Origin of the sequence: Chryseobacterium paludis (assembly GCF_025403485.1) — a bacterium.
GTDB lineage: Bacteria > Bacteroidota > Bacteroidia > Flavobacteriales > Weeksellaceae > Chryseobacterium > Chryseobacterium paludis.
This window is the reverse complement of the sequence record NZ_CP099966.1, coordinates 2233776-2259451: the sequence shown is the minus strand read 5'-3', so window position 1 is coordinate 2259451 and position 25676 is coordinate 2233776. Positions and strand designations below refer to the sequence as shown.

Genomic DNA, 25676 nt, shown 5'->3' with positions numbered 1-25676 from the left:
TAAAGTGATGAAACACCTACACACTAATCAGGAATTTCGCTTCAATGAAGTTCTTTTCGAGCATCGTAATAAGGAATATGGTGCTTATGTTTTAAGAAATGAATCAGACAGAATTCTAACAAAAGCACTATTCGTAGGTGTAAGTTTGTTGGCTGCTATTTCAATTACACCATTAGCTATTTCAGCGTTTAAAACTGCTGAACCAAAAGTTCCGGTTGCGCCCGTATATCATCCAATGGATATTCCTGAGGACCCACCAGTGAAAGACCCACCAGCACAAATTAAACCAGAACCAATTCGAGCTGAGAAAGTTAAAACTTATGATGAAAGATTACCAGAGCCAAAAGCAATTGTAACCAATGAGAAAAAGGAAGTAGTAGACAAAGAAAATGCCGTAGCAAGTACTCAAACTTCACCAGGTAAAGAAGTTGAGAATACAAAATACATCCCGGTTGTTCCTCAAAATATTGGAACTGGAAATGTACCTTATGTAAAGACCGAACCTCCCGTTGAAAAAACTGATCCTAAAAAGATTGAGACAGAACTTAGTATTGAAGCTAATTTCGTTGGCGGAATAGATTCATTCAGAAATAAAGTTATGAATAACTTTGACGGTTCCGGGTTTGATACAGAAGGGGTAGTAAAAACGACCATTACTTTTATCGTAGAGATTGATGGAACAATCTCAGGTATCAAAGCTAATGGTGTAAATGCAGATTTCAATAGTGAGGCTATGAGAACCATAAAATCGATCAGAGGAAAATGGGTTCCAGGAAAAAATAAAAAAGGCGAAGCCGTAAGAAGTTATTTCAAATTTCCAATATCTATGAAGTTTGAATAATCGATATTAAACAAATCTTGACAGTTATCCACAAAATACTATTTTTTGTGGATAATTTTTTTTATGCTTAAAGCTCTTATTAACAATATTTTAACTCATTTTTAGTTTTCATCATCGATTAAGAGCAAAGAAAAATGTGTATTTTTGAGGCTTAAAGTTCTAATAATGGGAAAAATCATAGGTATCGCTAATCAAAAAGGGGGAGTTGGAAAAACGACAACAGCTGTAAATCTTGCGGCAGCATTAGGGGTATTGGAAAAAAAAATATTAATCATCGATGCTGATCCTCAGGCTAATGCCACTTCAGGATTAGGGGTTGAAGATGTTCAGTATTCTACATACAATCTCTTAGAACACAGTGTCGAAACCATTAATTGTATCAAGAAAACAGCAACGCCAAATCTTGATATCGTTCCGTCTCATATAGACTTAGTAGCTGCGGAAATTGAACTGGTAGACAAGGAAGACCGTGAGTATATGCTTAAAAAAGCTTTACAAAGTGTAAAGAATGATTATGATTATATTATCATCGACTGTGCACCAAGTTTAGGTTTGATCACTGTAAATGCATTAACTGCAGCAGACTCTGTTATCATCCCGATCCAGTGTGAATATTTCGCTTTGGAAGGTTTAGGGAAGCTTTTAAATACGATTAAAAATGTTCAGAAGATCCACAACAAAGATCTTGATATTGAAGGTTTACTTCTAACGATGTATGACAGCAGATTAAGGTTGTCTAATCAGGTGGTTGAAGAAGTAAATGCACATTTCCCTGAGATGGTTTTTGAAACGATCATCAGCAGAAACGTTAGATTAAGTGAAGCACCAAGTTTCGGAGAAAGTATCTTGAATTATGATGCTGAAAGTAAAGGGGCAATTCAATATATTCAGTTGGCAGAAGAGGTTCTGTTGAAAAATGAAAATTTAGTAAAGAATTAAAATTTAAATAAATAATAGATAGCACTTAAATGTAATAATTGATTTATCACTTATCATTTATGTTATCATCATTTATCAATTATATCTATGAAGGACAAAAAAAGAGCTATGGGACGTGGTTTGGGAGCTATTTTAAGTGCTGAATCCAAAGCAACTGTTAATTCTGCTACTGATGAAGGGGCAGATAAGTTTGTTGGAAATATCGTAGAAGTAGCGATTGAAGATATTTATCCCAACCCAACTCAGCCAAGAACTTATTTTGACGAAAAAGCATTAAATGAATTAGCGCAGTCTATTAAAAACCTGGGTGTAATCCAACCAATTACCTTAAGGAAAGAAGGCGAAAGATTTGAAATTATATCTGGGGAAAGACGTTTTAGAGCAAGTAAAATTGCTGGCTTAACTTCTATTCCTGCCTATATCCGTTTGGTAAACGATCAGGAGCTTTTAGAAATGGCTCTTGTTGAGAACATTCAGAGAGAAGATCTCGATTCTATTGAGATCGCACTTACCTATCAGAGGCTTTTAGATGAAATAGGAATGACTCAGGAAAACCTTAGCCAAAGAGTAGGAAAAGATAGAAGTACCATTACCAACTCTATCAGATTATTGAGATTAAGTCCGGATATTCAGAATGCTATTCGTAGTGGTGAAATCTCTGCAGGACATGGTAGAGCAATTATCAGCATGGAAAATGATGAGCTGCAGCAAATTTTATTTGATCTTATTATTAAAGAACAGCTGAATGTTCGTCAGGCTGAACAGGCTGCTACTGCACTGAAAAATCCAAAATCACCGGCTGCCAAAAAAGTAAAAGCTGAACTTTCAAATAATTATAAAAGAGCTCAAAAGACAATCTCCGATATATTAGAAGTAAAAGTAGAGATTAAAACAATCGGAAACGGTAAAAAAGGTAAAATTGTTCTCGACTTTAAGAATGAAGATGAGTTGGAATATATTCTGTCTCACATTAAATAAATGAAGAAATTATTGTTCACTTTTTTCTTGTGTCTATCTGCACTGGCTTATTCACAAGTAAATCCTAATGATACAATTCGGGTAGAACACCATCCGAAGGACAGTATCTCTGCCGCAAAGCCACCAAAATCAGAGTCGAAAGTGATTGCCGACCTTGAAAGTGCAAATGGTCCTACGGCAAAAACACTAAAATTAAATCCTACAAAAGCAGGTTTATATTCTGCGGTCTTTCCAGGTTTAGGACAGTACTACAACAAAAAGTATTGGAAAATTCCTATTGTTTGGGGTGCTGTGGGAACTGGAGTAGGTATTGCCATGTGGAACGACAAGCAATACAAAAAATACAGAGAATATTACATAGCCAAATTAAACGGAACTCCTAATGAATTTATTGATAGCCGACCATGGTTGGATAAAGTAGCATTAGCGAACGTGCAGGATAGAGCAAAAAGACAAAGAGATTATGCAATAGCAATTACAGGATTGATCTATATTTTAAGTATTGTAGATGCTGTAGTTGATGCACATCTTTATGAAAGTCGCCATGACCCTGATTTAACTTTTAAACCAACTGTTATTCAGGATCAGTACAGTATACAACCTCCCAAAACAGGGTTGAGTTTAAGTTATAGGTTCTAATAAATAATTAAGGTTATATAAATAATAAAAGTCACATGAGAATAGCATTAGTTGGATATGGAAAAATGGGTAAGATCATTGATGAGATTGCTACGAAGAGAGGACATGAAGTGGTTGCCCGTCTGAAAGAAACTCCAACTGCTGAAAATCTTAATAATCCTGATGTAGTGATTGAGTTTTCGTTACCTGAAGTAGCGTTTAACAACATACAAGCATGTCTTGAAAATAATATTCCTGTTATTTGCGGGACCACAGGATGGCTGGATAAAAAAGAAGAAGTAGAAAAAATTGCAGTAGAAAATCAAACTGCATTTTTATATGGCTCCAACTTTAGTTTAGGGGTCAATTTATTTTTTGCTTTAAATGAAAAGTTGGCCGATCTAATGAAGAATGTTAATGAATACTCCTGTCAATTAGAAGAAATTCACCACATTCACAAATTAGATGCTCCAAGCGGAACAGCTATTTCCTTAGCTGAGGGTATTTTTAAAAACAATCCTAAATTTGATGCATGGAAATTGGAAGAAACTCAAGGAAATCAATTGGGGATTTTTGCTATTCGTGAAGATGAAGTTCCGGGAACGCATAGCGTATTCTACAGAAGTGAGGTGGATGAAATTGAAATCAAACACACTGCATTCAATAGAAATGGTTTTGCATTAGGCGCAGTAGTTGCTGCAGAATGGATTAAGGACAAGAAAGGAAATTTCACAATGAAAGATGTTTTGGGGCTCTAATCTGTAACAAATACCCCAAATCACAAACTAATAAAGCAGTTGCTCAACACAAACTAATAGAATAGGCACGAAATTTATGAATTATTTTTTAACTTATACAGTATACGTTCTCATTTTATCCGTATTAATGGGGATTTCAACATGGAAACTGTTCAAGAAATTGGGGTATAGTCCATTATTTGCTTTTATACCTTTTTACAATTATTTTATTATTCTAAAAGAAACCAAACATCCGAAGTGGTGGGCTATTTTATCATATTTACCAATTGTTGGTCCGATTATGATATCTGTTTTTCATTTGTATTTAATGAAAAAGTTTGGAAAAACTCTTTTCAAAGACCAGTTACTTACAGTGATTCTTCCATTCATTTATATGGCAATAGTGAATTATGGTAAAGAAATAGAGTTGGAAGATGAAAATGAGTTGTTCTTAACGGATGAAGAAAAGGCAGCTAAAAAGAAAGATTCTTTCTTAGGTTCTGTTACTTTTGCAGTTGTTTTCGCAACGATCATCCATGTTTTTGTAACTCAGCCTTTCGGGATTCCAACAGGATCTATGGAAAGAACCTTGTTGGTGGGTGACTTCCTTTTTGTAAATAAATGGAGCTATGGCTACAGATTACCAATGCGTCCATTAGCTATACCTTTCTTACAGGGAACTATTATGGATACCGGGGAAAAAGGAAATCCTAAAGATGATCCGAAATCTTACGTAGATGGTGTAAAATTGCCTTATGCAAGAATAATGCAATTCAACAAGCCTCAGAGAAATGATGTTCTTGTTTTCAACTATCCTCAGGATTCAGTACATACTGCCATTGACAGAAAAGACCCTTATGTGAAAAGATGTGTTGCTGCGGCAGGAGATACTTTTGAAATGAGACAGGGAAGGCTTTTTGTAAATGGTAAACCTGAAACTGTTTTAGGAGATCAGGAAGTACAGCATGCATATACTGTAAATACAGGAGCTCAGTTAGATATTCCGGGATTATACAATACTTATGGTTTCTTACCTGTAAGAGAAATGCAGACAGATAAAGGGTTTGTTTATATGTTTCAGGGATTAACTAATAAAACAGCAGCAGATATTAAAGCATTACCAAGTGTAATAAATATGGAAGAAAGTATCTTTCCAAAGGATTCTGCTACTATTCAGCATAAACTAAATGCTGATAGGACGGCGTATTCGAAAAGTATTGATACTACACAGTCTATATTTCCAATCAACAAACCTTGGAATCAGGATTGGTATGGACCACTTAGAATACCTAAAAAAGGAGATGTAGTTGCTATTAATAAAGAAACACTTCCTACATACCGTTGGATTATTTCTGAATATGAACATAATAATTTGGTAGAAAGAGATGGACTGATTTTTATTAATGGTCAGCAGGCTACAAATTATACAATAAAGCAAGACTACTATATGATGATAGGGGATAACAGAGATGCTTCTTTGGATGCAAGATTCTTTGGTTTCGTTCCTGAAGAAAACATTGTAGGAAAACCAATATTTACCTGGATGAGTTTACAGGGAGTTTTTAAAGATGCAAGTTCTACTTACCAGGCTCCGTTTAAGATCCGTTGGGAAAGAATGTTTAAAGCGACCAATACCGGAGAGGCAAATAAAACATCTTACTGGTGGATTGCAGCAATGATCCTTGTCTTATTCTTTGGATGGGAATACTTTGTTAAACTGTTCAGAAAGAAAAAAACAGAAGAAGATTTATAAATAAAATAAATTTAAAATAAAATGAAGTATTTGAAAAAATACTTCATTTTTGTATTATGAATATGAAGAATGTATTATTACCGGTGTTTTATTTACCACCAATTTCATGGTTTTCAGTTTTTATGGGCGCTGAGAATGACGTTACTTTTGAACAATTTGAAAGTTTTCCGAAGCAAACGTATAGAAACAGGACTAATATTTATGGAGCAAATGGAAAACTTTCTTTAATAATTCCTATCAGCCATACTGGAAAAAGAGAATTTAAAGAAATAGAAGTATCAAATAGGGAAGATTGGAGAAAGCTTCACTGGAAATCTATCAAGACTGCCTATCAGAGTTCTCCTTATTTTGAATTTTATGAAGATAAGTTGATCAGGTTATTTGAATCAAAGGAAAATTACCTTTTAGATTTTAATCTTAAAGGATTAGAGATTTTGCAGCAAATCTTAAAAACAGAAAAGGCATACTCTTTGAATGAAGAATATATCAAAAATCCTGAACAAGTTAATTTTAGAGAAAAATTTTCCGCAAAATTACCTTCAGACTATGAAATGGATTTGTACTATCAGACATTCTCTGATAAATTAGGATTTTTGAATGACTTATCGATTCTGGACCTGATTTGTAACAAAGGGCCTGAATCTGTGACTTATATAAAAAATATTAAACAATCATACTAGCATGAAAAAGGTATTATTAGCTGCTGTCTTTTTAGCAGGCTTTCATTCTGCTTTTGCACAGGAAGCACAGGCAAAGAGCGTTGACCCGAAAGAAGATAAAGATTTAATGACGTGGTATCACAAAGATTTTGGAACAACAAAAGTATATGGTATCAATACAGAAAATGCATATAAATATTTAGAATCTAAAGGACTTAAGCCTAAAACTGTTGTCGTTGGTGTTCTGGATAGTGGAGTACAGGTTGACCATCCGGGATTGATCAAAAATATATGGTCCAATCCTAACGAAGTGCCAAACAATGGAAAAGATGATGACGGGAATGGTTATATAGATGATGTACACGGATGGAATTTTATCGGCGGAAAGAATGGTGATGTAGATATCGACAATATGGAGGTAACGAGAATGGTTGCTAAATATAAGCCGGTATTTGAAGGAGATGATTCAACTAAAAACAAAGCAAATCAAGCTAAAATGCCAGAGGAATTTGCGATGTATATGAAGTCAAAAGAACTTTTCACTAAGAAAAGTGTAGAAGCAAAACAAAGCCTTCAGCAATACACAATGATCAATGATTTGATTCCTAATATGATTAAACTTTTAGGTGGGAAATCAGTAACTGCTGAAAATATTTCGGCTATAAAGGCTCCAACAGAGCAGAAAGATGCAATCGCACTTAATATTTTAACTCAGGTTGCACAAAGCCCTGAATTTAAAGGAAAGTCAGCGGCGGATTTTGAAACAGCAATGAAGAAGGAAATGAAAGGAGCAATCGATCATTTTGCCCCTGCAGCAAAACAATATGATCTGAGCTATGATACAAGAGCAGAAATCGTTGGTGATAATTATGATGACTATAATCAAAAGAATTATGGAAATAATGATTACCAGGGACCAGATGCAGAGCATGGTACTCACGTAGCAGGTATTATTGCTGGTTTACCTCAAGGAAAGGAGATTCAATATGGTGTAGCTTCAAAAGTGGCTAAGATCATGTCTGTAAGAACAGTTCCTAATGGAGATGAAAGAGATAAGGATGTTGCTAATGCAATCAAATATGCAGTAGATAATGGGGCTAAAGTTTTAAATATGAGCTTTGGAAAACCAGTATCTCCAGGTAAAAACGTTGTTTGGGATGCATTTAAGTATGCTGAAGATAAAGGCGTTCTTTTGGTAAAAGCGGCAGGGAATGAAAATGAAGATGTAGCTGAGCATCTTGCTTATCCAACCAACTTTAAAAATATTACTGATGATAAACCATTTGTAAACAATGTAATCGTTGTAGGTGCAAGCACGAATAGAAACAGTGAACTAAGAGCAAGTTTCTCTAACTTTAACAAGAAAATGGTAAATGTTTTTGCTCCGGGTGAAGAAATTTATTCTACTGTTCCAACAAGTACATATGAATATCTTCAGGGGACTTCAATGGCATCTCCTGTTGTAGCAGGAGCAGCAGCTGTTTTATTAGCTTATATGCCAAATTTAAAGCCGAATCAGATCATCGAAGCTTTGGTGAAATCCAGTAACCCAAGTACAGAGAACCAATTTGGAGACTTTTCACAAGCTGGAGGAGTAATAGATCTTAAAAGAGCAGCAGAATATGCATATTCTAACTTTTATAACGGGAAAACTTCAGCAGTAAAAAAAGCTACGAAATCCGTAAAAAAGACTGTTAAAAAATAATTTATTTCACTGTCTTACAGTATATATAATAAAAAGTCCGAATTTTTCGGACTTTTTTGTTTTTATTTTTCAATTTTGGCACGGTTTTTTGTAACTTTATTGTAACAAAAAATAAACGACAAAATGAAAAAGTTACTACTTGCAGGAATGTTGGGAACCTCACTTTTTGCAGTGTCTTGTTCCCAAGTGAAAAATGCACAAACAGCACAAACCCAAAGATCTGAATTTTTAAAACTAAAAGGAGATTGGGAGATTGTAAGCATAGACTATGATAAAGGGTTTAAGATCAAGCCATTTGATGAAGGAGCAGATGCACAATGTTTTGTAGGAAGTCATTGGAAATTAATTCCCAATAACTACACAGGATCTTACAGCTTAAATGGAGGTGGAGATTGCCCTAGTATTACTCAGCCTATCAAATTTGAAGTGACAAGCGGAAGTGCTTTCATGTTTAAAAAAATCGCTACAGGCACAAAAGCTAAGCAAAATACAGTAGGTTATTCTTTAAACGTAATCAATCTATCTGCTGATCAGTTTTCACTAGAACAAAATGTTCCATTTGATGGAAGTACAGTAAGAGTTGTATATAATTTCCAAAGAACTGGAATGAAATAATTTAATAATAAGAAAAAATTAAAAAGATGAAATTTAATAAAACATATATCGGAGCCCTATTTTTATCATCAGCATTGTTATTAACAAGCTGTGAAGCAGTTCAAAACTCAAATCACCAACAAAGAGGTACTGCTGTAGGGGTAGCTTCAGGAGCCGTTATCGGAGGTATTTTAGGAAATAATGTAGGAAGTGGTAAAAACTCTGCATTAGGAGCTGTACTTGGAGGAATAATAGGAGGTGTTGCCGGTAACGTTATTGGTAATAAAATGGACAAGCAGGCTAAAGAAATTAAAGAAACTTTACCTGGAGCTGAAGTAGAAAGAGTAGGAGATGGTATTAAAATTACAATGAATGAAAGTATTGTAAACTTTGCATTTGATTCTTCAAACCTTACTTCCGTTGCTCAGACTAACTTAGATAAATTAGCTCAGGTTCTTACTAATAATCCTGATACCAATATTAATATCTATGGTCATACAGACAGTAAAGGTGCTGATGATTATAATATGAAACTTTCTGAAAGAAGAGCTAACGCTGTGAAAGCTTATTTGTCATCTAAAGGAATTGCTTCCAATAGAATGGCGGCTAAAGGAGAAGGAGAAAGTCAACCGGTTGCAACAAATGATACAGATGCTGGAAGAGCTCAAAACAGAAGAGTGGAATTCGCTATTACAGCAAACCAAAAAATGATTAATGAAGCCAAACAAGGGCAATAATTAATTTAATTTATAAATATTTTCTTAAAAGACCGCCACGGCGGTTTTTTTTGTATTTTTATGCTGCTCATTCTGAAATTACTATTTTTGCAATTGAAATAACATAAATGAAGAAATATCTTAAACTACTGCGTGTAGAGCAATGGGTAAAAAACCTGTTTGTTTTTGTACCATTATTTTTCTCTGGTAATATCAAAAACCTTGATTTACTTTCAAAAAGTATTTTTGCTTTTATTATTTTTTCCCTCGCTGCCAGTATGGTTTATATCCTGAACGATTATAATGATATCGAAGCAGATCGGCAACATCCAGAAAAAAGAAGAAGACCTCTGGCAAGTGGAGCTATTTCGAAGTCAAAGGCGATAGGGGTCCTGATAGGTTTAATCGTTGTAGATATTTTCCTTGTTCTTTTTGCCCAATTTTATTTTGAAGAAGTTCTCTGGAAATTTGCTACGATTATAGGGTTTTATTTTGTCATGAATCTGGCATATACCTTCAAGCTTAAACATGTTCCTATTATTGATATTTTTATTATTGCTACAGGGTTTGTCTTAAGAGTATTGGCAGGTGGTTATATCACGGGTATCAGTATTTCTCAATGGGCCGTATTGCTTACATTCGTTCTTGCTTTGGTATTGGCTATAGGAAAAAGAAGAGGTGAGCTGATCAACGCTCAGGTTTCCGGTAAAACAAGACGAGCCTTGGATGGTTATAATGTACAGTTTGCAGATATTGCACTTTCAATTTCAGTAACACTTGCTATTATATGTTACCTAATGTTTACATTATCACCTGAGGTACAGGCTAAGTTTCATGAAAGAGTTTTTTACACTGTTATTTTTGTTGTATTTGCATTTTTAAGATATCTGCAACAGACATTAGTATACAACAGAACAGAGTCTCCTACAAAAATTGTATACAGAGACCGATATATTCAGGTTACCTTATTATTATGGGTGGCTACATTTTTAATTCAAATTTATTTTAAGAAATGAAGCCTAATTTTATACAGAAAGTGACCAACTGGGGTAATTTCCCGGTAGTGGAAAAGGAAATGAAGTCTGAAGACAGCTTCAAAAAGATAAAAGAATTTGTATTGAACCACAATGAAGTCATTGCACGAGGAAATGGGAGGTGTTATGGAGATGCTTCATTAGGGGAACATATATTTTCAACCAAAAAATTAAACAAATTCATCAGTTTTGACCGCTTAAATGGGATCATAGAGTGTGAATCCGGAGTTTTGCTTTCAGATGTACTGGAGATCACAGTACAGCAGGGATATTTTCTATACGTTACGCCGGGAACGAAGTTTATTAGTGTTGGTGGTGCTATAGCATCAGATGTACATGGGAAAAATCACCATTCGGAAGGTTGCTTTTCAGAATATGTCATTGAGTTTAAATTAATGACGGAGAACGGTGAAATCATTACCTGTTCAAGAGAATCAAATGCAGAAAAGTTTTGGGCTACTGTTGGGGGAATGGGACTTACAGGGATCATTCTTACGGCAAAGTTCAAACTTAAAAATATTGATTCAGCCTATATCCGTCAGGAGAGTATTAAAGCTGAAAACCTTGATGAAATATTTAGATTATTTGACGAGAGTGAGAGCTGGACATATACGGTAGCATGGATCGACTGCTTACAAAAGGGTAAAAATATAGGAAGAAGTATTTTAATGAGAGGCGAGCATGCTTTTCAACATGAACTTCCCCAATCTATGGCTAACAGTCCTTTGAGATTAAAGAAAAAATTTCAGCCGACGGTTCCGTTTTATTTTCCAGGTTTTGTACTGAATGCATTAACCGTAAAGATTTTCAATTTACTGTATTATAAAAAACAGTCTAAAAAAGAGGTTAAAAGTTTTATAGATTATGAGACCTATTTTTATCCCTTAGACTTTGTAAATGATTGGAATAAGATTTATGGAAAATCCGGCTTTATTCAATATCAAATGGTGATCCCAAAGGAATCCGGAAAAGAAGGAATGAAGAAGATCCTGGAAACAATTGCCAATAGTGGAAACGGTTCTTTTTTAGCTGTTTTAAAACTTTTTGGAAAAGATAATCCTCAGGCCTATAATTCATTTCCAATGGAAGGATATACTTTAGCATTAGACTTTAAAGTAAATTCTAAACTAAAAAAACTGGTGGAACAGTTAGATAATATTGTGCAGGAGTTTGGCGGTCGAATTTATTTAACGAAAGACAGTATGAGTAAATCTTCTTTAACCAATTATCTTAAAAACATTCAAAGTCCTAAATTTGTGTCTTTACAGCACAAAAGAATCATAAATAATAATTAGTAAATGATAGTTCTGGGAAGTACCTCTGAAGTAGCACAGGCTTTTGTCGAAAAAGCTTTGCAGGAAGGAGAAAAATATGAAAAAATCTACTTGTTTACCTCCAGTAGGGAAACAACAGAAAGATTTGCAAGACATATTGATGTTAAGTTTCTACAACAATCAGAAGTGATCGAATTGGATCTGATGAAAGAAATAGATTATACTCGATTTGAAAATGTCAGTTCAAATTTATTATTTTGTGCAACAGGATATTTAGGCGATGGGACAGAAGAAGGATTGTATGATAATAAAAATACAGAAAGGATCATTAATATTAATTACTCAAAACTAGTTCCAGTTATGAATTATTTTGCTCAGAAATTTGAAAGCAGAAGATCAGGAACAATAATAGGACTATCTTCAGTAGCAGGAGACAGAGGCCGGCAAAGTAATTTTATATATGGAAGTGCAAAAGCCGCTTTTACAGCATATTTAAGTGGTTTAAGGAATTATCTTTTTGACAAAAAAGTACATGTGCTTACCATAAAGCCAGGTTTTATGGAAACCAAAATGACTGAAGGGTTACCATTAAATCCTAAGCTTACTGCTAAGCCAAAACAGGCTGCCGCAGTTATTTATAATGCCTATAAAAAACAGAAAAATGTGGCATACGTCTTACCAATCTGGGGTATTATTATGATGATCATCAGGAATATTCCTGAGTTTATATTTAAAAAATTAAAGCTTTAATAAAGATGAAAAAATTGTATTGTTTTGATTTTGATGGCACAATAACCTATAAGGATACCATGTTTATGTATCTTAAGTTTTATGATTCTACAAAATATCATATACAATTTTTGAAACACGTTCCTCTTTTTATTTTGTTAAAGCTAAAACTGGCGGAAACAGAAAAAGTAAAGAAGAGTTTTATTGGATCTATATTAAAAGGGCAGTCTCAAGAGAAGATCGAGAGAAAATCCAAACAGTTCTTTGAACAGAATTATCCAAAAATTGTACGGGAAAATGCATTAGACTTTATTAAAAATATAGATCGTAATCATACGCAGAGTCTATTGGTTACCGCTTCATTGGATATCTGGGTGAAACCATTTGCTGAACAACTTCAAATGGAACTTGTTTCGACGCGTGCAGAGTTTAAAAATGGGATTTTTACAGGAAATTTTATTGGAAAAAATTGTAACGGAAAAGAGAAATTGGTAAGGATTCAGGAGCAAATAAATAATTCAAAATACGATAAAATAATCGCTTTTGGAGATACCTCGGGAGATAAGTATATGCTGAAATGGGCAAATGAAGGACATTACCAATTTTTTCACTAATTTTGGGTTATAAAAAGAAATAATGAATAAACTGTTTATTTTGTTCCTAGCTCTCTTTATGAGTTGCATGAGCAAACCATCAGCAACATCGACAGATGCACAAAAAGGAGGAAGTATTCTCGTTTCCGAATCTCAGGGCGGAACCGAAGCGGCTGGCTTTACAATAATAAAAAATGAAGAAGAACTTCAAAAAATAATTAAAGCTAATTCCAGTCTTGCAGAACTAGGTAAAGGTAGCAGTGTTAATTATCCCACCTTTCCGAAAAATCAGAAAGCGGTCTTATATAACTTAGGAACATTCAATTCCGGGGATCATAAGATTACTGAAATCAAAAATCTTTCCATAAAGGATAATGTCTTGTATATAGAAGTTCCACAGCGAGAGTCTGGAGGAATGGAAATACAGGTGATGTCAAATCCGTGGGTCGTTTTTACGATTCCTTCAAATTATCAATTCAATTCCGTAGCATTAAAATATTCAAAATAAAAATGAATAAAGTATATTTAGATAACGCAGCAACAACACCTCTTGCAGAAGAAGTTATTGATGCAATGGTAGGTACCATGAGAATGAATTTTGGAAATCCTTCTTCTACTCATAGCTTTGGACAGGAGGCTAAAATTCTTATAGAAAATGTAAGAAGACAGATTGCTGATTATCTTCATGTAACACCTGCTGAAATTATTTTTACGTCTTGTGGCACAGAATCTAATAATATGATTATTAAGTCCAGTGTAGAGCACCTTGGAGTAGAAAGGATCATCAGTTCTCCACTAGAGCACAAATGTGTTTCAGAGAGTATCTTAGATATGAAGAGCAGAAAAGGTGTGGAGGTAGTATATATCCGACCTAATGAAAAAGGAGATATTGATCTTAATAAGTTAGAGGAATTATTAAAAGCTTCAGATAAAAAGACTTTAGTAAGCTTAATGCATGCTAATAATGAAATCGGAAATATTGTAGATATTAAGAAAATTGCAGAATTATGCAAAGCAAATAATGCACTTTATCATTCAGATACCGTGAAGACAATGGCTCACATGGAATTTGATTTTTCAGATGTTCTTGTGGATTTTGCATCTTGCAGTGCCCATAAATTCCATGGACCAAAAGGAGTAGGTTTTGCTTTTATCAGAAAAGCTACAGGATTGAAAGGAATAATTACTGGCGGACCTCAGGAAAGAAGCCTTAGAGCAGGAACTGAGAATGTTGCCGGTATCGTTGGATTGGGCAAAGCTTTAGAACTTTGCATCAATAATATGAAAACTTATGCCGATCATATAAAAGAAATTAAAGAATACGCTATTGAAAGATTATCAGCGGATATTCCAAACATTAAATTCAATGGGCGAAGCTCAGAAATGGAGAATAGTGTTGATAGTGTTTTAAGTGTTTTACTACCTTATAAAGACCCTTTAATAGGTCTGCAACTAGATATGAAGGGAATTGCTATTTCCCAGGGAAGCGCATGCTCTTCCGGGGCTTCAAAGCCTTCAATGGTTATGATGATGGTGTTATCTGATGATGAAATGGATCATTGCACACCATTACGTGTTTCGTTTAGCCACCTTACTACGAAAGCGGACATCGATGCTTTAGTGAATGCATTGAAAGAAATTTCAAATGATTTCGTTATAGAAAAAACAAATGTTGAGCATAGATAGTCTTATTGCTGAAAAGTAGTAATTTTGTTTATCCAATTAAGGATTAAAAATACAATAGAATATTAATTTAAATAAAATAAAAAAAATGGCTTTAGAAATTACGGATAGCTCATTTCAGGAAACGGTTTTAAAATCAGATAAACCGGTATTGGTAGACTTTTGGGCAGTATGGTGCGGACCTTGTAGAACGCTTGGACCAATCATTGAAGAGGTAGCAACAGATTTTGAAGGAAAAGCTGTAGTAGGAAAAGTAGATGTAGATAATAATCAGGAAATTTCTATGCAGTATGGTATCAGAAATATCCCTACTGTTCTTATTTTTAAGAATGGTGAAGTTGTAGATAAATTAGTTGGAGTTACTCCAAAAGAGGTGATCGCTGAGAAATTAAGTGCTCATTTATAAAAAAAAGAACTTTGATAATGAATGCCTTCCGCTTTTGGGAGGCATTTTTTTAACAAATAATTTGCAGGTAATTAAAAAAGGTGTAATTTTGCAATCACAAAAAAGAAAGAAGTTCTTTAACAAAATTTGATCCGGTAGTTCAGTTGGTTAGAATGCCGCCCTGTCACGGCGGAGGTCGCGGGTTCGAGTCCCGTCCGGATCGCAATCAAATTTATTTGAAATAAGAGAACTACTGATCCGGTAGTTCAGCTGGTTAGAATGCCGCCCTGTCACGGCGGAGGTCGCGGGTTCGAGTCCCGTCCGGATCGCATATCAAATTTGATTGAAAACTTCAGGACTACTGATCCGGTAGTTCAGCTGGTTAGAATGCCGCCCTGTCACGGCGGAGGTCGCGGGTTCGAGTCCCGTCCGGATCGCAATCAAAATTAAACCTTCAACATTTGTTGAAGGTTTTTTTATTTATAAATTAGCTTAGACATTTGCATACTTTACTTATTGCTCGATCCATTTTTTAAACTCAGCTACCTTATTTTTACTGATAAGGATGGTGTCATTAGTCTCGGGTTTCATTACTAATTTCAATTGATTTTTTCCATATACAAGAATACTGTCGATCGCTTTGATGTTGACGATAAACTGCCGGTTAGCCCGGTAAAACATCTTATTATCCACAGCTTTAATAAGATCATCGAGGCTTGAATTGATCGAATATTGGCTTCCCATAAAAGTATGCAGGTAAACAATATTATTTTCCAGAAAGAAATAAGCTATTTCCGATGTTTCTAAAGAAATTAATTCATCCTTATGGTAAGTGATTAGCCTTTTCCTGGAGTTTTCGAAAGTATCCTCATTAGAACGGAAATTGGTGGTCTCATGAAATTTTTCCTGTAGGGTAGTAAGCTGCTTATTTAAAATGGTAAGATTGTTAACCTCAATATTAAGGGTATTGATCTCTTGATTTTTCTGTGTTTCATACTTTTTATAAATCCATCGTATTAAAGTAAAGCATGTTATTAAAATAACTAAACTTGTAATAATAAATACAAGTAGAAACTTCTGATACAAATCAGTTACCTGTTGTTCTATACTATTGATATTAGCATGAGAGGCTACCATCCAATCACTTCCTGCTACTGGATATACACTTACAATTTCCGAACTGCGGTTACTGTTCTTAGGAAAACTTCGGACTCCTGCATTGATCTGTCCGGAGTTTAGAATAGTTGAAAAGTCTGATTGGTTTTTGGTATCCGAAGTAAATTGAGAGTTGCTTTTATCGATTTTATGACCAATTAGCGCTGGATTTGGATGACAAAGCTCAATTCCATTTTTATTATACATACAGATGAATCCACTTTGGGTATCTGTGTTTACAATACTACTTTGTAAATTTTGAATAACTATATCTTTGGAAAGGCCTTGCTTTAATTGTAATTCCAATAATTTGCCAATCTCCCGAGATTCTCTTTTTCCCGCTTCGATCTTATTATTGAAAATATCATTCTTGGATGATGAATATAAATAACGGAAAGAAAAAAAACTGATCAGTAAGATAACAATACTTACTGCAAAAAAAGTAATGGTATAGAGATTGATCTTTTTCATTCGCTAAATGAGATATTCTTTCTCAAAAGTACTCATTATTCAGAAGAATATATTCGCTTTCAGCGGCCTATTTTTCCCTTTTATTCATAAATCGAACCCACAAGGTGTTGTTTGATGGTATCTTTGATCTGTAATTTTTTAACTATAAAGAGATATGCAATGAAAAGAAATACTAAAATACTTGTGGTTCTATTAATCGTATTTGTTTTGATTCAGTTTTTCCGGCCTGAAAAAATAAATTACGGAAAACCTGCTCAAGACCTGTCTAATGTACCTGAAGAGGTAAATGCTATTATAAGAAATTCCTGTTTCGATTGTCATTCATCTGAAGCGCGTTTAAATTGGTATGACAATATAACGCCGGCTAATTTTTTTGTGACTTCTCATATTAAAGACGGGCGTAAAGCTTTGGATTTTTCGAAATGGAATACCTGGCCTAAGGCTCAGCAAAATTCTACACTATTTTTTGCCATAAATAAAGTGCTGTCTGGAGAGATGCCATTGCCAAGTTATGCAGCTGTACATTCTTCAACAAAGCTCAATGGTAAACAGGTTGATATTTTAAAAAATTATGCTTTATCACTTACCTCAAGAAAAGTGACAGATACTGCTCAAGTGAATAAAGTTGAAAAACAATACAACGCATGGATGAATGAAGGCAGGAAAAATACTACTGTCAAACCTTCACCTAACGGATTACAATATATTCCTGACTATAGGGATTGGAAGGCAATCAGTACTACAGATCGTTTTGATAATGGTTCAACACGTATTATTTTCGGAAATGAAATTGCTGTAAAAGCGATTCAAGAGCATCATACAAATCCTTGGCCTGACGGAACGGTTTTCGCAAAAACAGCTTGGAAACAGGAAGTTCATGCGGATGGGAGTATATCGACAGGAGAGTTTATCCAAGTGGAATTTATGGTAAAAGATAGTAAGAAATACACTAAAACAAAAGGTTGGGGATGGGGAAGATGGAAAGGGAATGATCTGAAACCTTACGGTGATCGTCCTGACTTTGATAAAGAATGTGTTGAGTGTCACCAACCGATGAAAAGCAGAGATTATGTTTTCACCTCTCCTTTATATCTTATTTCACAACTTAAAAAAGTAGAATAAAAATGAAAAAGAATGTTATTTATTTAGTCTTAAGTTTTCTATTCATCTTATCATGTCATTCGGAAGAAAAAGAAAATCTTAATAGAAATGCTTCTGTTAAACAGAGTGATGAATTGCTAGAAAACCCACTGTTAATGACTCCAATTACATCATCTGTTCAGCCAAAAGATAGTACAATGTCTACATTGTATGGAAATAAAGCAGCTGCTGCTTATGCAAAAATGAATTCTGATTCCAAATATCCTGAAGGTGCTGTACTTTACGAAGTAACATGGAAGCAAAAGCCAGATGAATTATGGTTTGGAGCCAATATACCTAAAGAAATTTTTTCTGTTGAAAAGGTTATTTTCCAAAATAGAGATTTACATAAATATGAGATTTATATGGGAAAACCACTTAAAAAGAAAAGACTTTTCAAAGACGAGGAATTTTCCAGAATATCATTTATTACATCACAGAAAATGGCAGTTTCTCCATAAGTGATTTTTAATTTTTTTTTGCTCCTCCGTATTTTTACGATATTTTTCTTTGGTACTATGATTATTCGGTTTTTAGGTCTGATATTTGTATTGACTAGAAAAACTAAGCGACCCGTCAAATTTTATGAATAACATAATTGTGAAAAAATCTCTTTTATACAGTCTTGTACTGGCATTATTTTTAGTTTCATGTAAAAAAGAAATTGAAAAAATAAATGATACTTTAGGCAACGATACAGCCAATACCGAGTCTCCAATGGCGAAAACAGATTCTATAAAGAAAGACTCTGTAGTAAAAAAAGAATCTGTTCCCCCTGCAATGCAGGAAACCGGTTTCTATAATGCTTTTATACTTCCGAAAGATAAAAAAATGAGAGACTCCATATATTCTGTATTTAGTAAAAAATATACAGAAAAGGAGCGGTATGCTATTTTAGCATTAAACAGATTAGACTCTAAAAATAAATGGAACTCAGATACCTTGGTTGTTCCGGCTAAAATAGACACTACATTGATGGCCTATTCGCCATTTCCAATGCAATTGGATGTATTGAGTAATGTGAAAAAATTTGTTGTTTTCTCATATCCTATTCAAGCGTATGGTGTGTATTCCAATGGGAGCCTTGTAAAATGGGGTCCTACAAGTATGGGAAAAAAAGCAGCACAGACAACAAGGGGATTAACTTTTGCAAACTGGAAAAAGAAATTATCAATTTCAACAGTAAGTAGCGAATGGAAATTACCTTATAACTTCAATATCTTTAATTCAGGTGGAATAGGATGGCACCAATATGATTTACCCGGATATCCTGCATCGCATTCATGCTTAAGATTATTGAGGAAAGATGCTCAATGGCTATACTCTTATGCCGATACATGGATCTTAAACCCTGGAGGAGCGACCACAAAGGCCAAAGGAACAGCAGTAATGGTTTTTGGGGATTATAAATGGGGGCACAGAAAACCATGGCGGAATCTCTTGGAGGATCCTAATGCCAATAATATTTCTGTAGAAGAAATGAATAAGCTTATTGAGCCTAATGTTGAAAGGATTTTAAGAGAACAGGAGAATAGAGAAAAGGTGGCAGATTCTATAAGAGCGGCGAAGGCTGTTGAAATTCAGGAACCTGCACAAAAACCAGAAGTTCTTGCACCTTAAGCTTTCTTTTCAAATTGTAAAGTAGATTCTTCTGCAAATTTTCTGAGCTTTAACATTTCTTCTTTGGCTTTACTCTGTCCAAACCTTGCTGCTCCATAGGTTGCAGCAATACAAATTAACATTGCAAATGAAGCATTTAAAGCCCAAGGGAATTCGTAACTTTTAATTTGTCTTTCAACATAATACATGGTGAAAAAAGTCATCCATAATATTGAAAACGAAAAATAGAGAAACATAAAGAATGTCCATACTGCTGAACTAGGACCAAATACACCTCGTATAACGATGTCGTCATCTTCTTCTTCAGTACGTAGGGATAATCTTGGTTTCCAGTAGTTATCATATTCTGTTTCTACCCAAATAGTAGCGACTTCCTTATTTACATTACCAGAAAATTCATCTTTATGTTCTTTAAGATATGTACTCAGATTTTTAGCGTACTCTTCTTTTGTAAGGTGAGTAAACATTTTAAATCTCGGTCGTGTTCTTATTTTATCTAAAGTGGTTTCTTCCGTTTTCATATTATTCTTGATAGGGGATTGGGTCTTCCAGTGTAAAGCTTAAGGTAAGTTCCTGGCCTTTTCTTTTTATCAGCATTGTAATCGTTTTTCCTTCATCAGACTTCATTAACTCCATAATATGTTCTAAAGTCATATCTAAAGTTTTTCTACCATTAATTGTGATAACCTTGTCATCTTTTTTAAAGCCAGCTTTGTCTGCCGGAGAATCTTTTCGAACGCCGGCAATAGAAAATAAAGGCTTTAAAACAAATTTATATTGTAAATTATTGTTGATTACTTCTATTCCATTGCTAGCATTATTTGCATTTTTGGTTTCAAGTGCAAATGAATCATTTTCCCATTGTAGTCCATCCTGCTGGAAATCCAGGCCACTCATATTGAAATGAAAAGGATCATCATAATTTTTGTTTTTTCGCAGATACAACTTTTGATTGGGATAATCAAAAACTACAGTAAAACGACGCATAATCTCTCCACCAATAGAGCCTCTTCTATTTTCGACGAGGTTTACATGCTGAATAGAATACTCATCTGGCATGGCAGTAAGTGGTTTCTCAAATTTAAAATTGCCAAGATAAAAATTATGAATACGGCTTCTTTTCCCATATACATCACCATTAAAACCCCGACCCAAAAAGTCATCAATATTAGGACGATTGTAAACAAAGTTCTTAATAAGGGTAGGGAAAAGCCATATAGGATCGCTGTTTCCTAAATCTATAAGCAACTTTGAGCTTTTCTTTTCGGTAGTCATCTCTACATCTGCCTCCATATAGGGTTTACTCTTTTCAATGGATATGGAGAACTCATCAAATTTCTTTACTTTTTTTCTGAATAAATCCATATCATTATAAATAGTGATCTTTTTAGAAATATAATCTATTGATATAGGATGGTCTTTAAAAAAATGATAGCCGATAATTCCATTAACAGGAATTCCGACATGAGAAGAAATATTGAAGTCCTGATTAACAATGATAAACAAACTTAAAGAATTGTTGATGTAATTTTTTCCTATTTTACCAATGTTATTGTCAGAGCGGAATCCATCTATACTTGCGTTTCCTCCTAATCCTGAAAACTTAATTTTCTCCAAGCTTGTAAGCTTTACCTCTTTATTTTCAAGGCTGAAAATTGAAGTTTCAGCAACACCAGTATCCAGTAAAAAGGTGAGCTCGGCCCCATTGATATTAACCGGAATAAAAATCAGGTTATTAATTAATTTAAAAGGAATAACGACTTTTTTAGCATCTTTAATTTCAAACGAGTTTTGAGCATTTACGAAAATGCTTATAAATAAAATCCATATAAAATGCCTAAATTTCATTTACTGAATATAGTCAATTTATTGGGAGTTGAAATAAAAAACATTCTCAAATTTGAGAATGTTTATGTATTTTACAATGAATTAATGTAATTGTTTAGTTTTTCGTAAATTATTTAGAAAAGAAATCCATAAGATCCATATAATTTTTTTGATTTACCCCGTGGCCACTCATATACTCTCTAAAAGTAAAATAACATCCTAAATCGTATAATAGATCTGCGGCTTTTCGTCCCCATTCTAATGGGATAACAGCATCATCAGTTCCATGGGATACAAAAAATCTGAGTTTTTCCAGTTTCTTTTTATCTTTAACGATATCACCTAATATCTTTTCCTCCGGATAACTGCTTAAACAGGCTACATAATTGAAAAGATCTGGATGTTTTAATGCCAAAGCATAACATAAAATCCCCCCTTGACTAAATCCACATAAATGCGTTTTACTTTCCGTTAATCCGTAATGATTGATTATTTTTAAAATATTTTCTAAAACATTGTTCAATGATTCTTTTGCCTGATCCGTATCTATAAAATTCTCGGGATTATTAAAATCAATATCATACCATGAATAGCCCTCAAACTGAGTATCCTTTGGAGCCCTGAAGCTTACAAGAAGCCAATCATTGGGAAGTGTTTCTCTAAAACTGAAAAGGTCTTGTTCATTACTTCCATAACCATGAAGCATAAAAAGTATGGGAGTACTGGATGTAATATTTTCGGGTTCTCTTACTAAATAATCTAAATTCATAGTGCAAAGATAATTAATAAATCAATTTCCTAAATCTTTAGGTATCGAATATTTACAGCTTTAGTAATAACTGTAATATGGCGACAATAGATGAAATTTGGAAGTAATTATCCTTTTGTCGATTTGATATTGTTTGGAAATCTTTATTGGAAATTTTTCATAAAAGTTATTTTTATATTGATAAAAAACCTATATTTGAAACATTAAAAAATCTATTTGGAGAAATGAAGCAATTTTACAAATCAAAAAGTTTATTTAAACTTTCTTTCTTATTTATCGTATTATTTTCGGCAATTTCAGTTCTTAACTCTTGTAAGAAAGATGATGACGATGAAGAATTTAAGGACCATATTGTACAGTTTGAGGTAAAAGGTAGTACAGGTGTCATTTCAAAAACTATAGTTACACAGGTGGGAACTACTTCTACCACAATGTATAATACAGTGTTAACTCCTATTACTTTACCTTGGACGAGTGGAGAGTTTTTTGTTAACTCTAGTCAGGCTCAGTTAAATCTTTCGGCCAATGCAACAATGCCAAATGACGATTCTACACTGACTGTTACAATCTGGATCGATGGAGAGGTTACAGAAACTAAGACCGTTACTGGTAAAGGAGATTTAGATGTAGCTGTATTTCACAGTTTCTTAGAATTATAAAAAATCAGATTTTACAGATAAAGAAAACCGCTTTTATAAGCGGTTTTCTTGTTTTATTCAATCATATTTTGTTGCAAAGCAAGACTGATAAGTTCCGTTGAGTTTTTAGCATGAAATTTTTGAAGTAGATTTTTCCGATGGGTATCAACAGTTAGAGGACTTAAAAACAATTCATCAGCGATCATACTACTGGTTTTCCCCTGGGCTACTAATTTTAAAATTTGTTTTTCACGTTTTGTCAATCTGGGAACTGTCAATTCACTTTGAGATGGTTTGCTAATGATTTGCTTGATCTCATTACAGAAAACAATTTCCCCTGAAAGTGCTCCTTTAATACAAGTTACTAATTCATCAATAGAAGTGTTTTTTAATAAATAACCGCTGGCTCCGTTTTGAACACATTGCATAACAATACTTCTTTCTGATCGGTTACTGAACATAATTACAGAAACATCTGATGATAATTTTTTGATCTCTTTACAAAGATTGATACCATTGGCATCCGGCAAAGCAATATCCAAAAGAATAATATCAATATCATTGGTTTTAATAAAATCTATTGCTTCATTTCCTGATGTAAAACTCCTGGAAATAGATAGCAGAGGCTCATTTTTTAGCATCATTTTTAATCCTTCAATAACAATAGGATGGTCGTCCACAATGACGATATTTATGGTATCAGATTTCATAGGTGTTGAGTTCTATATTAATGGTTGTTCCCTCCGTATCTGAGTTGATTTCCATTTTTCCCTGCAGATAATCTACCCTGTTTTTAAGATTTAAAATTCCCATACTTTTGGAAGGGTCTGTAGTATCTTTTTTAAATCCTCTTCCATTGTCTTCAATAGTGATGAAGAAGTGATCTTGCGAGTGAGAGCATTGTAATAGTATATTCGTAGCGCCGGAATGCTTAACTGCATTGGCCAGCAATTCCTGTACAATCCTATAAATAGTGAGCTGTGTTGATAGTAACAGATCTTTATGAATATTGATAGGTTGGAAATCTATTTCCAGATCTTTTCTTATATAAAACTGGCACAGGTCATGAAGTGCTGTTTCCAAACCAAAATTTAATAATGATTCGGGCATTAAATTCCGGGCTATATGTCTCAGTTCACTGACCGACCTATCCAGCTGACTCAAAATTTTGAAAAATTCTTCATGTTTCTCATTATTTAAATGTTCGGAAGCCCACGTCGAAAAATTAATTTTTACACCTGCTAACATTCCTCCAAGCCCGTCATGGAGATCTCTTGCAATACGTTCCCTTTCTCTTTCCTCACCTTCAAGGATGGCTTTGGTAAGAATCAACTCCTCCTTTTGCTTAATATCATTTAATTTTTGCTGCAGATTGATCTCCTTTTGTTCAGATAACTTTCTGTTATTTCCATAGAGTATAAACAAGAAAATGGCAAGACTTATAAACAGGATCAAAACCAGACTTAGTGCCCATAAATAAGAATTTTTTTTACTTACCTCCAGTTCTTTTTGTTTTTTTTCAGCATTAAGATTGGCAATACTTCTTTCTTTTTCAGCTGTATTATATTTTGTTTCTAACTTATTTATTTCCAGTTTTATATTTGCTGAATTTAAGCTGTCACTCAACTTTGAATGATTTCTCTGCCAAATCAAAGCTTCTTTGGTATTTCCCATTTCTTCATTGATACTAGATAATTGGAGATAGATCATTTTTCTATTATTGGCATCTATAACAAGAGTTCTTTCTGTTAGAATACTTTTTAATAAATCTCTGGCTTCAGTATATTTTTTTTGTCTTTTCAAAATGTCATACTTATTAAGATAAAACATCTGAGTAAGCAAATTCTGTTTAAATTTTTTAGTATAATAAAGTCCTTTTTCAATTGCAGATAGGGTTTCTTCATGTTTTTGTTTCGTAATAAAGTATAAAGCTTTATCATAAAAGTAAAATGAATTTGACGAAGATTCAGGATAAGGTTGAATGAGATTTTCAGCCTTATCCAGAAAAGACTTACCGATGTCTCCTTTTGCCTGATAAAAAAAATTGCTGGCCGTATTTAGATAAGCGAAAAATAATTCCGAAGAATTGGGTGCCCTTTTTTCAAGAATTTCAATGGCTTTGTTATTATAATTTTGAGCCTTTTCAAATTCAGCATTATAGGTAAGCATTAAAGCTAACTGTGTATATTCAAATCCTAAATTTTTACTGTTACCATACTTTTCTATCAGTGGGATGCTTTTTTCAAGCATAATCTTAATTAGAAATGGGTAACCTTCTTTGTTTTTCTGGGCTATTCCATAACCAAACCAACACCAGGATTGGAAGAGATCAGATTCCTGGGTTTTAAATTTAGATAATAGTTTCACAGCTTTTAAATAAGATGCAGATGCTTTTTCTTTATTTCGGTCTGCATAATACTGCCCTTCATAATAAAAATATTGAGCAGACGTAAAATAACTAGATTTTCCTAATATTCGTCCTGTCTCAAGTTGTTTTTTACTGAGAACAGTATCTGCATTTCGATAATAATTGGATAGCATGAAAGAAGCAACTGCCTTTGACTGATTGTTACTGCCATTTTTCATAACATTTTGCAAACTGTCTAAATAAGACTTTTCGTTAAGAGGAACAATCTGTTGAGATTGGGCCTTAAAAGAAAGTAAAATCCCAAGTATAAGCGTTAATCTTTTCAATTTTATTGATTTTGGAAATGAATCAGTATTTTTTATTATAAGACTTACAATTTAGTTAAAATTTTTAGGACTAAAAATACCTAAGATTAAGGAGAAATAATTACTGTTTTTTAAGGATTGATAG

Annotated in this window: 27 protein-coding genes and 3 tRNA genes; 24 read left to right on the top strand and 6 right to left on the bottom strand. The window is 33.8% G+C overall.

Features of this window, described 5'->3' with window-relative positions:
- Positions 1-7 precede the first annotated feature (7 nt).
- The 20 genes from NG806_RS10065 (at position 8) to NG806_RS09970 (ending at position 15675) form a co-directional block, all read left to right on the top strand.
- The gene (locus NG806_RS10065; protein WP_214827164.1) at positions 8-841 is read left to right on the top strand and encodes an energy transducer TonB; all 834 of its coding nucleotides are present in this window, start codon (positions 8-10) and stop codon (positions 839-841) included.
- A gap of 165 nt (positions 842-1006) precedes the next feature.
- Positions 1007-1780, top strand: coding sequence for a ParA family protein (locus tag NG806_RS10060; protein WP_214827162.1), 774 nt, complete (start codon positions 1007-1009; stop codon positions 1778-1780).
- 87 nt (positions 1781-1867) lie between these two features.
- A complete protein-coding gene (locus NG806_RS10055; RefSeq protein ID WP_214827159.1) occupies positions 1868-2758 on the top strand; it encodes a ParB/RepB/Spo0J family partition protein in 891 nt (296 codons plus the stop codon).
- A complete protein-coding gene (locus NG806_RS10050; RefSeq protein WP_214827156.1) occupies positions 2759-3397 on the top strand; it encodes a DUF5683 domain-containing protein in 639 nt (212 codons plus the stop codon).
- 35 nt (positions 3398-3432) lie between these two features.
- Positions 3433-4134, top strand: a complete 702-nt coding sequence (gene dapB, locus NG806_RS10045; RefSeq protein WP_214827153.1) for a 4-hydroxy-tetrahydrodipicolinate reductase — start codon at positions 3433-3435, stop codon at positions 4132-4134.
- 76 nt (positions 4135-4210) lie between these two features.
- Positions 4211-5866 (top strand): signal peptidase I, encoded by a 1656-nt coding sequence (lepB, locus tag NG806_RS10040; RefSeq protein WP_261512925.1) that lies wholly within the window; start codon positions 4211-4213, stop codon positions 5864-5866.
- 56 nt (positions 5867-5922) lie between these two features.
- Positions 5923-6546: a WbqC family protein gene (locus tag NG806_RS10035; protein ID WP_390882587.1), complete on the top strand. Its 624-nt coding sequence runs from the start codon at positions 5923-5925 to the stop codon at positions 6544-6546.
- 1 nt (position 6547) lies between these two features.
- Positions 6548-8230 (top strand): S8 family serine peptidase, encoded by a 1683-nt coding sequence (locus NG806_RS10030; RefSeq protein WP_261512922.1) that lies wholly within the window; start codon positions 6548-6550, stop codon positions 8228-8230.
- A 123-nt stretch (positions 8231-8353) separates the two neighbouring features.
- Positions 8354-8845, top strand: a complete 492-nt coding sequence (locus tag NG806_RS10025; protein ID WP_214827144.1) for a lipocalin-like domain-containing protein — start codon at positions 8354-8356, stop codon at positions 8843-8845.
- Positions 8846-8871: 26 nt separating this feature from the next.
- Entirely contained in the window at positions 8872-9561 is a 690-nt protein-coding gene (locus tag NG806_RS10020; protein ID WP_214827142.1) for an OmpA family protein, read from the top strand.
- A 107-nt stretch (positions 9562-9668) separates the two neighbouring features.
- Entirely contained in the window at positions 9669-10556 is an 888-nt protein-coding gene (locus NG806_RS10015) for a decaprenyl-phosphate phosphoribosyltransferase (RefSeq protein ID WP_261512921.1), read from the top strand.
- The gene (locus NG806_RS10010; protein ID WP_261512920.1) at positions 10553-11869 is read left to right on the top strand and encodes an FAD-binding oxidoreductase; all 1317 of its coding nucleotides are present in this window, start codon (positions 10553-10555) and stop codon (positions 11867-11869) included. The genes NG806_RS10015 and NG806_RS10010 overlap by 4 nt, the downstream gene beginning before the upstream one ends.
- A 3-nt stretch (positions 11870-11872) precedes the next feature.
- Positions 11873-12598 carry an SDR family NAD(P)-dependent oxidoreductase gene (locus tag NG806_RS10005; RefSeq protein WP_214827134.1) on the top strand — a complete coding sequence of 242 codons (726 nt, stop codon included), beginning with the start codon at positions 11873-11875 and terminating at the stop codon, positions 12596-12598.
- A gap of 5 nt (positions 12599-12603) precedes the next feature.
- The gene (locus NG806_RS10000) at positions 12604-13191 is read left to right on the top strand and encodes an HAD-IB family hydrolase (RefSeq protein WP_214827132.1); all 588 of its coding nucleotides are present in this window, start codon (positions 12604-12606) and stop codon (positions 13189-13191) included.
- A 22-nt stretch (positions 13192-13213) separates the two neighbouring features.
- Positions 13214-13678, top strand: a complete 465-nt coding sequence (locus NG806_RS09995) for a hypothetical protein (protein ID WP_214827130.1) — start codon at positions 13214-13216, stop codon at positions 13676-13678.
- 2 nt (positions 13679-13680) lie between these two features.
- Positions 13681-14856: a cysteine desulfurase family protein gene (locus NG806_RS09990; protein WP_261512919.1), complete on the top strand. Its 1176-nt coding sequence runs from the start codon at positions 13681-13683 to the stop codon at positions 14854-14856.
- Positions 14857-14941: 85 nt separating this feature from the next.
- Complete coding sequence (gene trxA / locus NG806_RS09985; RefSeq protein ID WP_034682284.1) at positions 14942-15259, top strand: thioredoxin; 318 nt, start codon at positions 14942-14944, stop codon at positions 15257-15259.
- A 128-nt stretch (positions 15260-15387) separates the two neighbouring features.
- Positions 15388-15461: transfer RNA gene (locus NG806_RS09980), tRNA-Asp, on the top strand.
- Positions 15462-15493: 32 nt separating this feature from the next.
- Positions 15494-15567: transfer RNA gene (locus NG806_RS09975), tRNA-Asp, on the top strand.
- A 34-nt stretch (positions 15568-15601) separates the two neighbouring features.
- Positions 15602-15675, top strand: a tRNA-Asp gene (locus NG806_RS09970).
- A gap of 76 nt (positions 15676-15751) precedes the next feature.
- On the opposite strand, the gene NG806_RS09965 is transcribed toward NG806_RS09970, so the two are convergent.
- A complete protein-coding gene (locus tag NG806_RS09965) occupies positions 15752-16864 on the bottom strand; it encodes a LytR/AlgR family response regulator transcription factor (RefSeq protein WP_261512917.1) in 1113 nt (370 codons plus the stop codon).
- Between the two features lie 159 nt (positions 16865-17023).
- Between NG806_RS09965 and NG806_RS09960 the strand changes: the two genes are divergently transcribed.
- From NG806_RS09960 to NG806_RS09950, 3 genes are all read left to right on the top strand, one after another.
- Positions 17024-17986 carry a cytochrome P460 family protein gene (locus NG806_RS09960; protein WP_261512916.1) on the top strand — a complete coding sequence of 321 codons (963 nt, stop codon included), beginning with the start codon at positions 17024-17026 and terminating at the stop codon, positions 17984-17986.
- A 2-nt stretch (positions 17987-17988) separates the two neighbouring features.
- Positions 17989-18465, top strand: a complete 477-nt coding sequence (locus tag NG806_RS09955; RefSeq protein ID WP_261512915.1) for a cytochrome P460 family protein — start codon at positions 17989-17991, stop codon at positions 18463-18465.
- A gap of 124 nt (positions 18466-18589) precedes the next feature.
- Positions 18590-19624, top strand: coding sequence for a L,D-transpeptidase (locus tag NG806_RS09950; RefSeq protein WP_214827118.1), 1035 nt, complete (start codon positions 18590-18592; stop codon positions 19622-19624).
- On the opposite strand, the gene NG806_RS09945 is transcribed toward NG806_RS09950, so the two are convergent.
- The 3 genes from NG806_RS09945 to NG806_RS09935 form a co-directional block, all read right to left on the bottom strand.
- Complete coding sequence (locus NG806_RS09945) at positions 19621-20145, bottom strand: hypothetical protein (RefSeq protein ID WP_214827115.1); 525 nt, start codon at positions 20143-20145, stop codon at positions 19621-19623. The genes NG806_RS09950 and NG806_RS09945 overlap by 4 nt on opposite strands.
- 1 nt (position 20146) lies before the next feature.
- Positions 20147-21472: a PDZ domain-containing protein gene (locus tag NG806_RS09940; protein WP_261512913.1), complete on the bottom strand. Its 1326-nt coding sequence runs from the start codon at positions 21470-21472 to the stop codon at positions 20147-20149.
- A 109-nt stretch (positions 21473-21581) separates the two neighbouring features.
- Positions 21582-22220 carry an alpha/beta hydrolase gene (locus tag NG806_RS09935; protein WP_214827109.1) on the bottom strand — a complete coding sequence of 213 codons (639 nt, stop codon included), beginning with the start codon at positions 22218-22220 and terminating at the stop codon, positions 21582-21584.
- 224 nt (positions 22221-22444) lie between these two features.
- Between NG806_RS09935 and NG806_RS09930 the strand changes: the two genes are divergently transcribed.
- The gene (locus NG806_RS09930) at positions 22445-22879 is read left to right on the top strand and encodes a hypothetical protein (RefSeq protein WP_214827107.1); all 435 of its coding nucleotides are present in this window, start codon (positions 22445-22447) and stop codon (positions 22877-22879) included.
- Between the two features lie 53 nt (positions 22880-22932).
- Here the strand turns inward: NG806_RS09930 and NG806_RS09925 are convergent, their stop codons facing one another.
- Complete coding sequence (locus tag NG806_RS09925) at positions 22933-23568, bottom strand: response regulator (protein WP_214827105.1); 636 nt, start codon at positions 23566-23568, stop codon at positions 22933-22935.
- On the bottom strand, positions 23558-25552 hold the full coding sequence (locus tag NG806_RS09920) for an ATP-binding protein (protein ID WP_261512912.1): 1995 nt from the start codon (positions 25550-25552) through the stop codon (positions 23558-23560). The genes NG806_RS09925 and NG806_RS09920 overlap by 11 nt, the downstream gene beginning before the upstream one ends.
- Positions 25553-25676: the final 124 nt, after the last annotated feature.

Excerpts from the sequence above, each read along its gene's own strand:
- NG806_RS10005 (WP_214827134.1), top strand. The coding sequence starts at position 11,873 with ATGATAGTTCTGGGAAGTACCTCTGAAGTAGCACAGGCTTTTGTCGAA.
- NG806_RS09955 (WP_261512915.1), top strand. The coding sequence starts at position 17,989 with ATGAAAAAGAATGTTATTTATTTAGTCTTAAGTTTTCTATTCATCTTA.
- NG806_RS10010 (WP_261512920.1), top strand. The coding sequence starts at position 10,553 with ATGAAGCCTAATTTTATACAGAAAGTGACCAACTGGGGTAATTTCCCG.
- NG806_RS09950 (WP_214827118.1), top strand. The coding sequence starts at position 18,590 with ATGAATAACATAATTGTGAAAAAATCTCTTTTATACAGTCTTGTACTG.
- NG806_RS10055 (WP_214827159.1), top strand. The coding sequence starts at position 1,868 with ATGAAGGACAAAAAAAGAGCTATGGGACGTGGTTTGGGAGCTATTTTA.
- NG806_RS09995 (WP_214827130.1), top strand. The coding sequence starts at position 13,214 with ATGAATAAACTGTTTATTTTGTTCCTAGCTCTCTTTATGAGTTGCATG.
- NG806_RS10025 (WP_214827144.1), top strand. The coding sequence starts at position 8,354 with ATGAAAAAGTTACTACTTGCAGGAATGTTGGGAACCTCACTTTTTGCA.
- NG806_RS09930 (WP_214827107.1), top strand. The coding sequence starts at position 22,445 with ATGAAGCAATTTTACAAATCAAAAAGTTTATTTAAACTTTCTTTCTTA.
- NG806_RS10015 (WP_261512921.1), top strand. The coding sequence starts at position 9,669 with ATGAAGAAATATCTTAAACTACTGCGTGTAGAGCAATGGGTAAAAAAC.
- trxA (WP_034682284.1), top strand. The coding sequence starts at position 14,942 with ATGGCTTTAGAAATTACGGATAGCTCATTTCAGGAAACGGTTTTAAAA.
- NG806_RS10030 (WP_261512922.1), top strand. The coding sequence starts at position 6,548 with ATGAAAAAGGTATTATTAGCTGCTGTCTTTTTAGCAGGCTTTCATTCT.
- NG806_RS10060 (WP_214827162.1), top strand. The coding sequence starts at position 1,007 with ATGGGAAAAATCATAGGTATCGCTAATCAAAAAGGGGGAGTTGGAAAA.
- NG806_RS09960 (WP_261512916.1), top strand. The coding sequence starts at position 17,024 with ATGAAAAGAAATACTAAAATACTTGTGGTTCTATTAATCGTATTTGTT.
- NG806_RS10000 (WP_214827132.1), top strand. The coding sequence starts at position 12,604 with ATGAAAAAATTGTATTGTTTTGATTTTGATGGCACAATAACCTATAAG.
- dapB (WP_214827153.1), top strand. The coding sequence starts at position 3,433 with ATGAGAATAGCATTAGTTGGATATGGAAAAATGGGTAAGATCATTGAT.
- NG806_RS09935 (WP_214827109.1), bottom strand. The coding sequence starts at position 22,220 with ATGAATTTAGATTATTTAGTAAGAGAACCCGAAAATATTACATCCAGT.
- NG806_RS10035 (WP_390882587.1), top strand. The coding sequence starts at position 5,923 with ATGAATATGAAGAATGTATTATTACCGGTGTTTTATTTACCACCAATT.
- NG806_RS10050 (WP_214827156.1), top strand. The coding sequence starts at position 2,759 with ATGAAGAAATTATTGTTCACTTTTTTCTTGTGTCTATCTGCACTGGCT.
- NG806_RS09940 (WP_261512913.1), bottom strand. The coding sequence starts at position 21,472 with ATGAAATTTAGGCATTTTATATGGATTTTATTTATAAGCATTTTCGTA.
- NG806_RS09965 (WP_261512917.1), bottom strand. The coding sequence starts at position 16,864 with ATGAAAAAGATCAATCTCTATACCATTACTTTTTTTGCAGTAAGTATT.
- NG806_RS09990 (WP_261512919.1), top strand. The coding sequence starts at position 13,681 with ATGAATAAAGTATATTTAGATAACGCAGCAACAACACCTCTTGCAGAA.
- NG806_RS10020 (WP_214827142.1), top strand. The coding sequence starts at position 8,872 with ATGAAATTTAATAAAACATATATCGGAGCCCTATTTTTATCATCAGCA.
- NG806_RS09925 (WP_214827105.1), bottom strand. The coding sequence starts at position 23,568 with ATGAAATCTGATACCATAAATATCGTCATTGTGGACGACCATCCTATT.
- lepB (WP_261512925.1), top strand. The coding sequence starts at position 4,211 with ATGAATTATTTTTTAACTTATACAGTATACGTTCTCATTTTATCCGTA.
- NG806_RS09945 (WP_214827115.1), bottom strand. The coding sequence starts at position 20,145 with ATGAAAACGGAAGAAACCACTTTAGATAAAATAAGAACACGACCGAGA.
- NG806_RS10065 (WP_214827164.1), top strand. The coding sequence starts at position 8 with ATGAAACACCTACACACTAATCAGGAATTTCGCTTCAATGAAGTTCTT.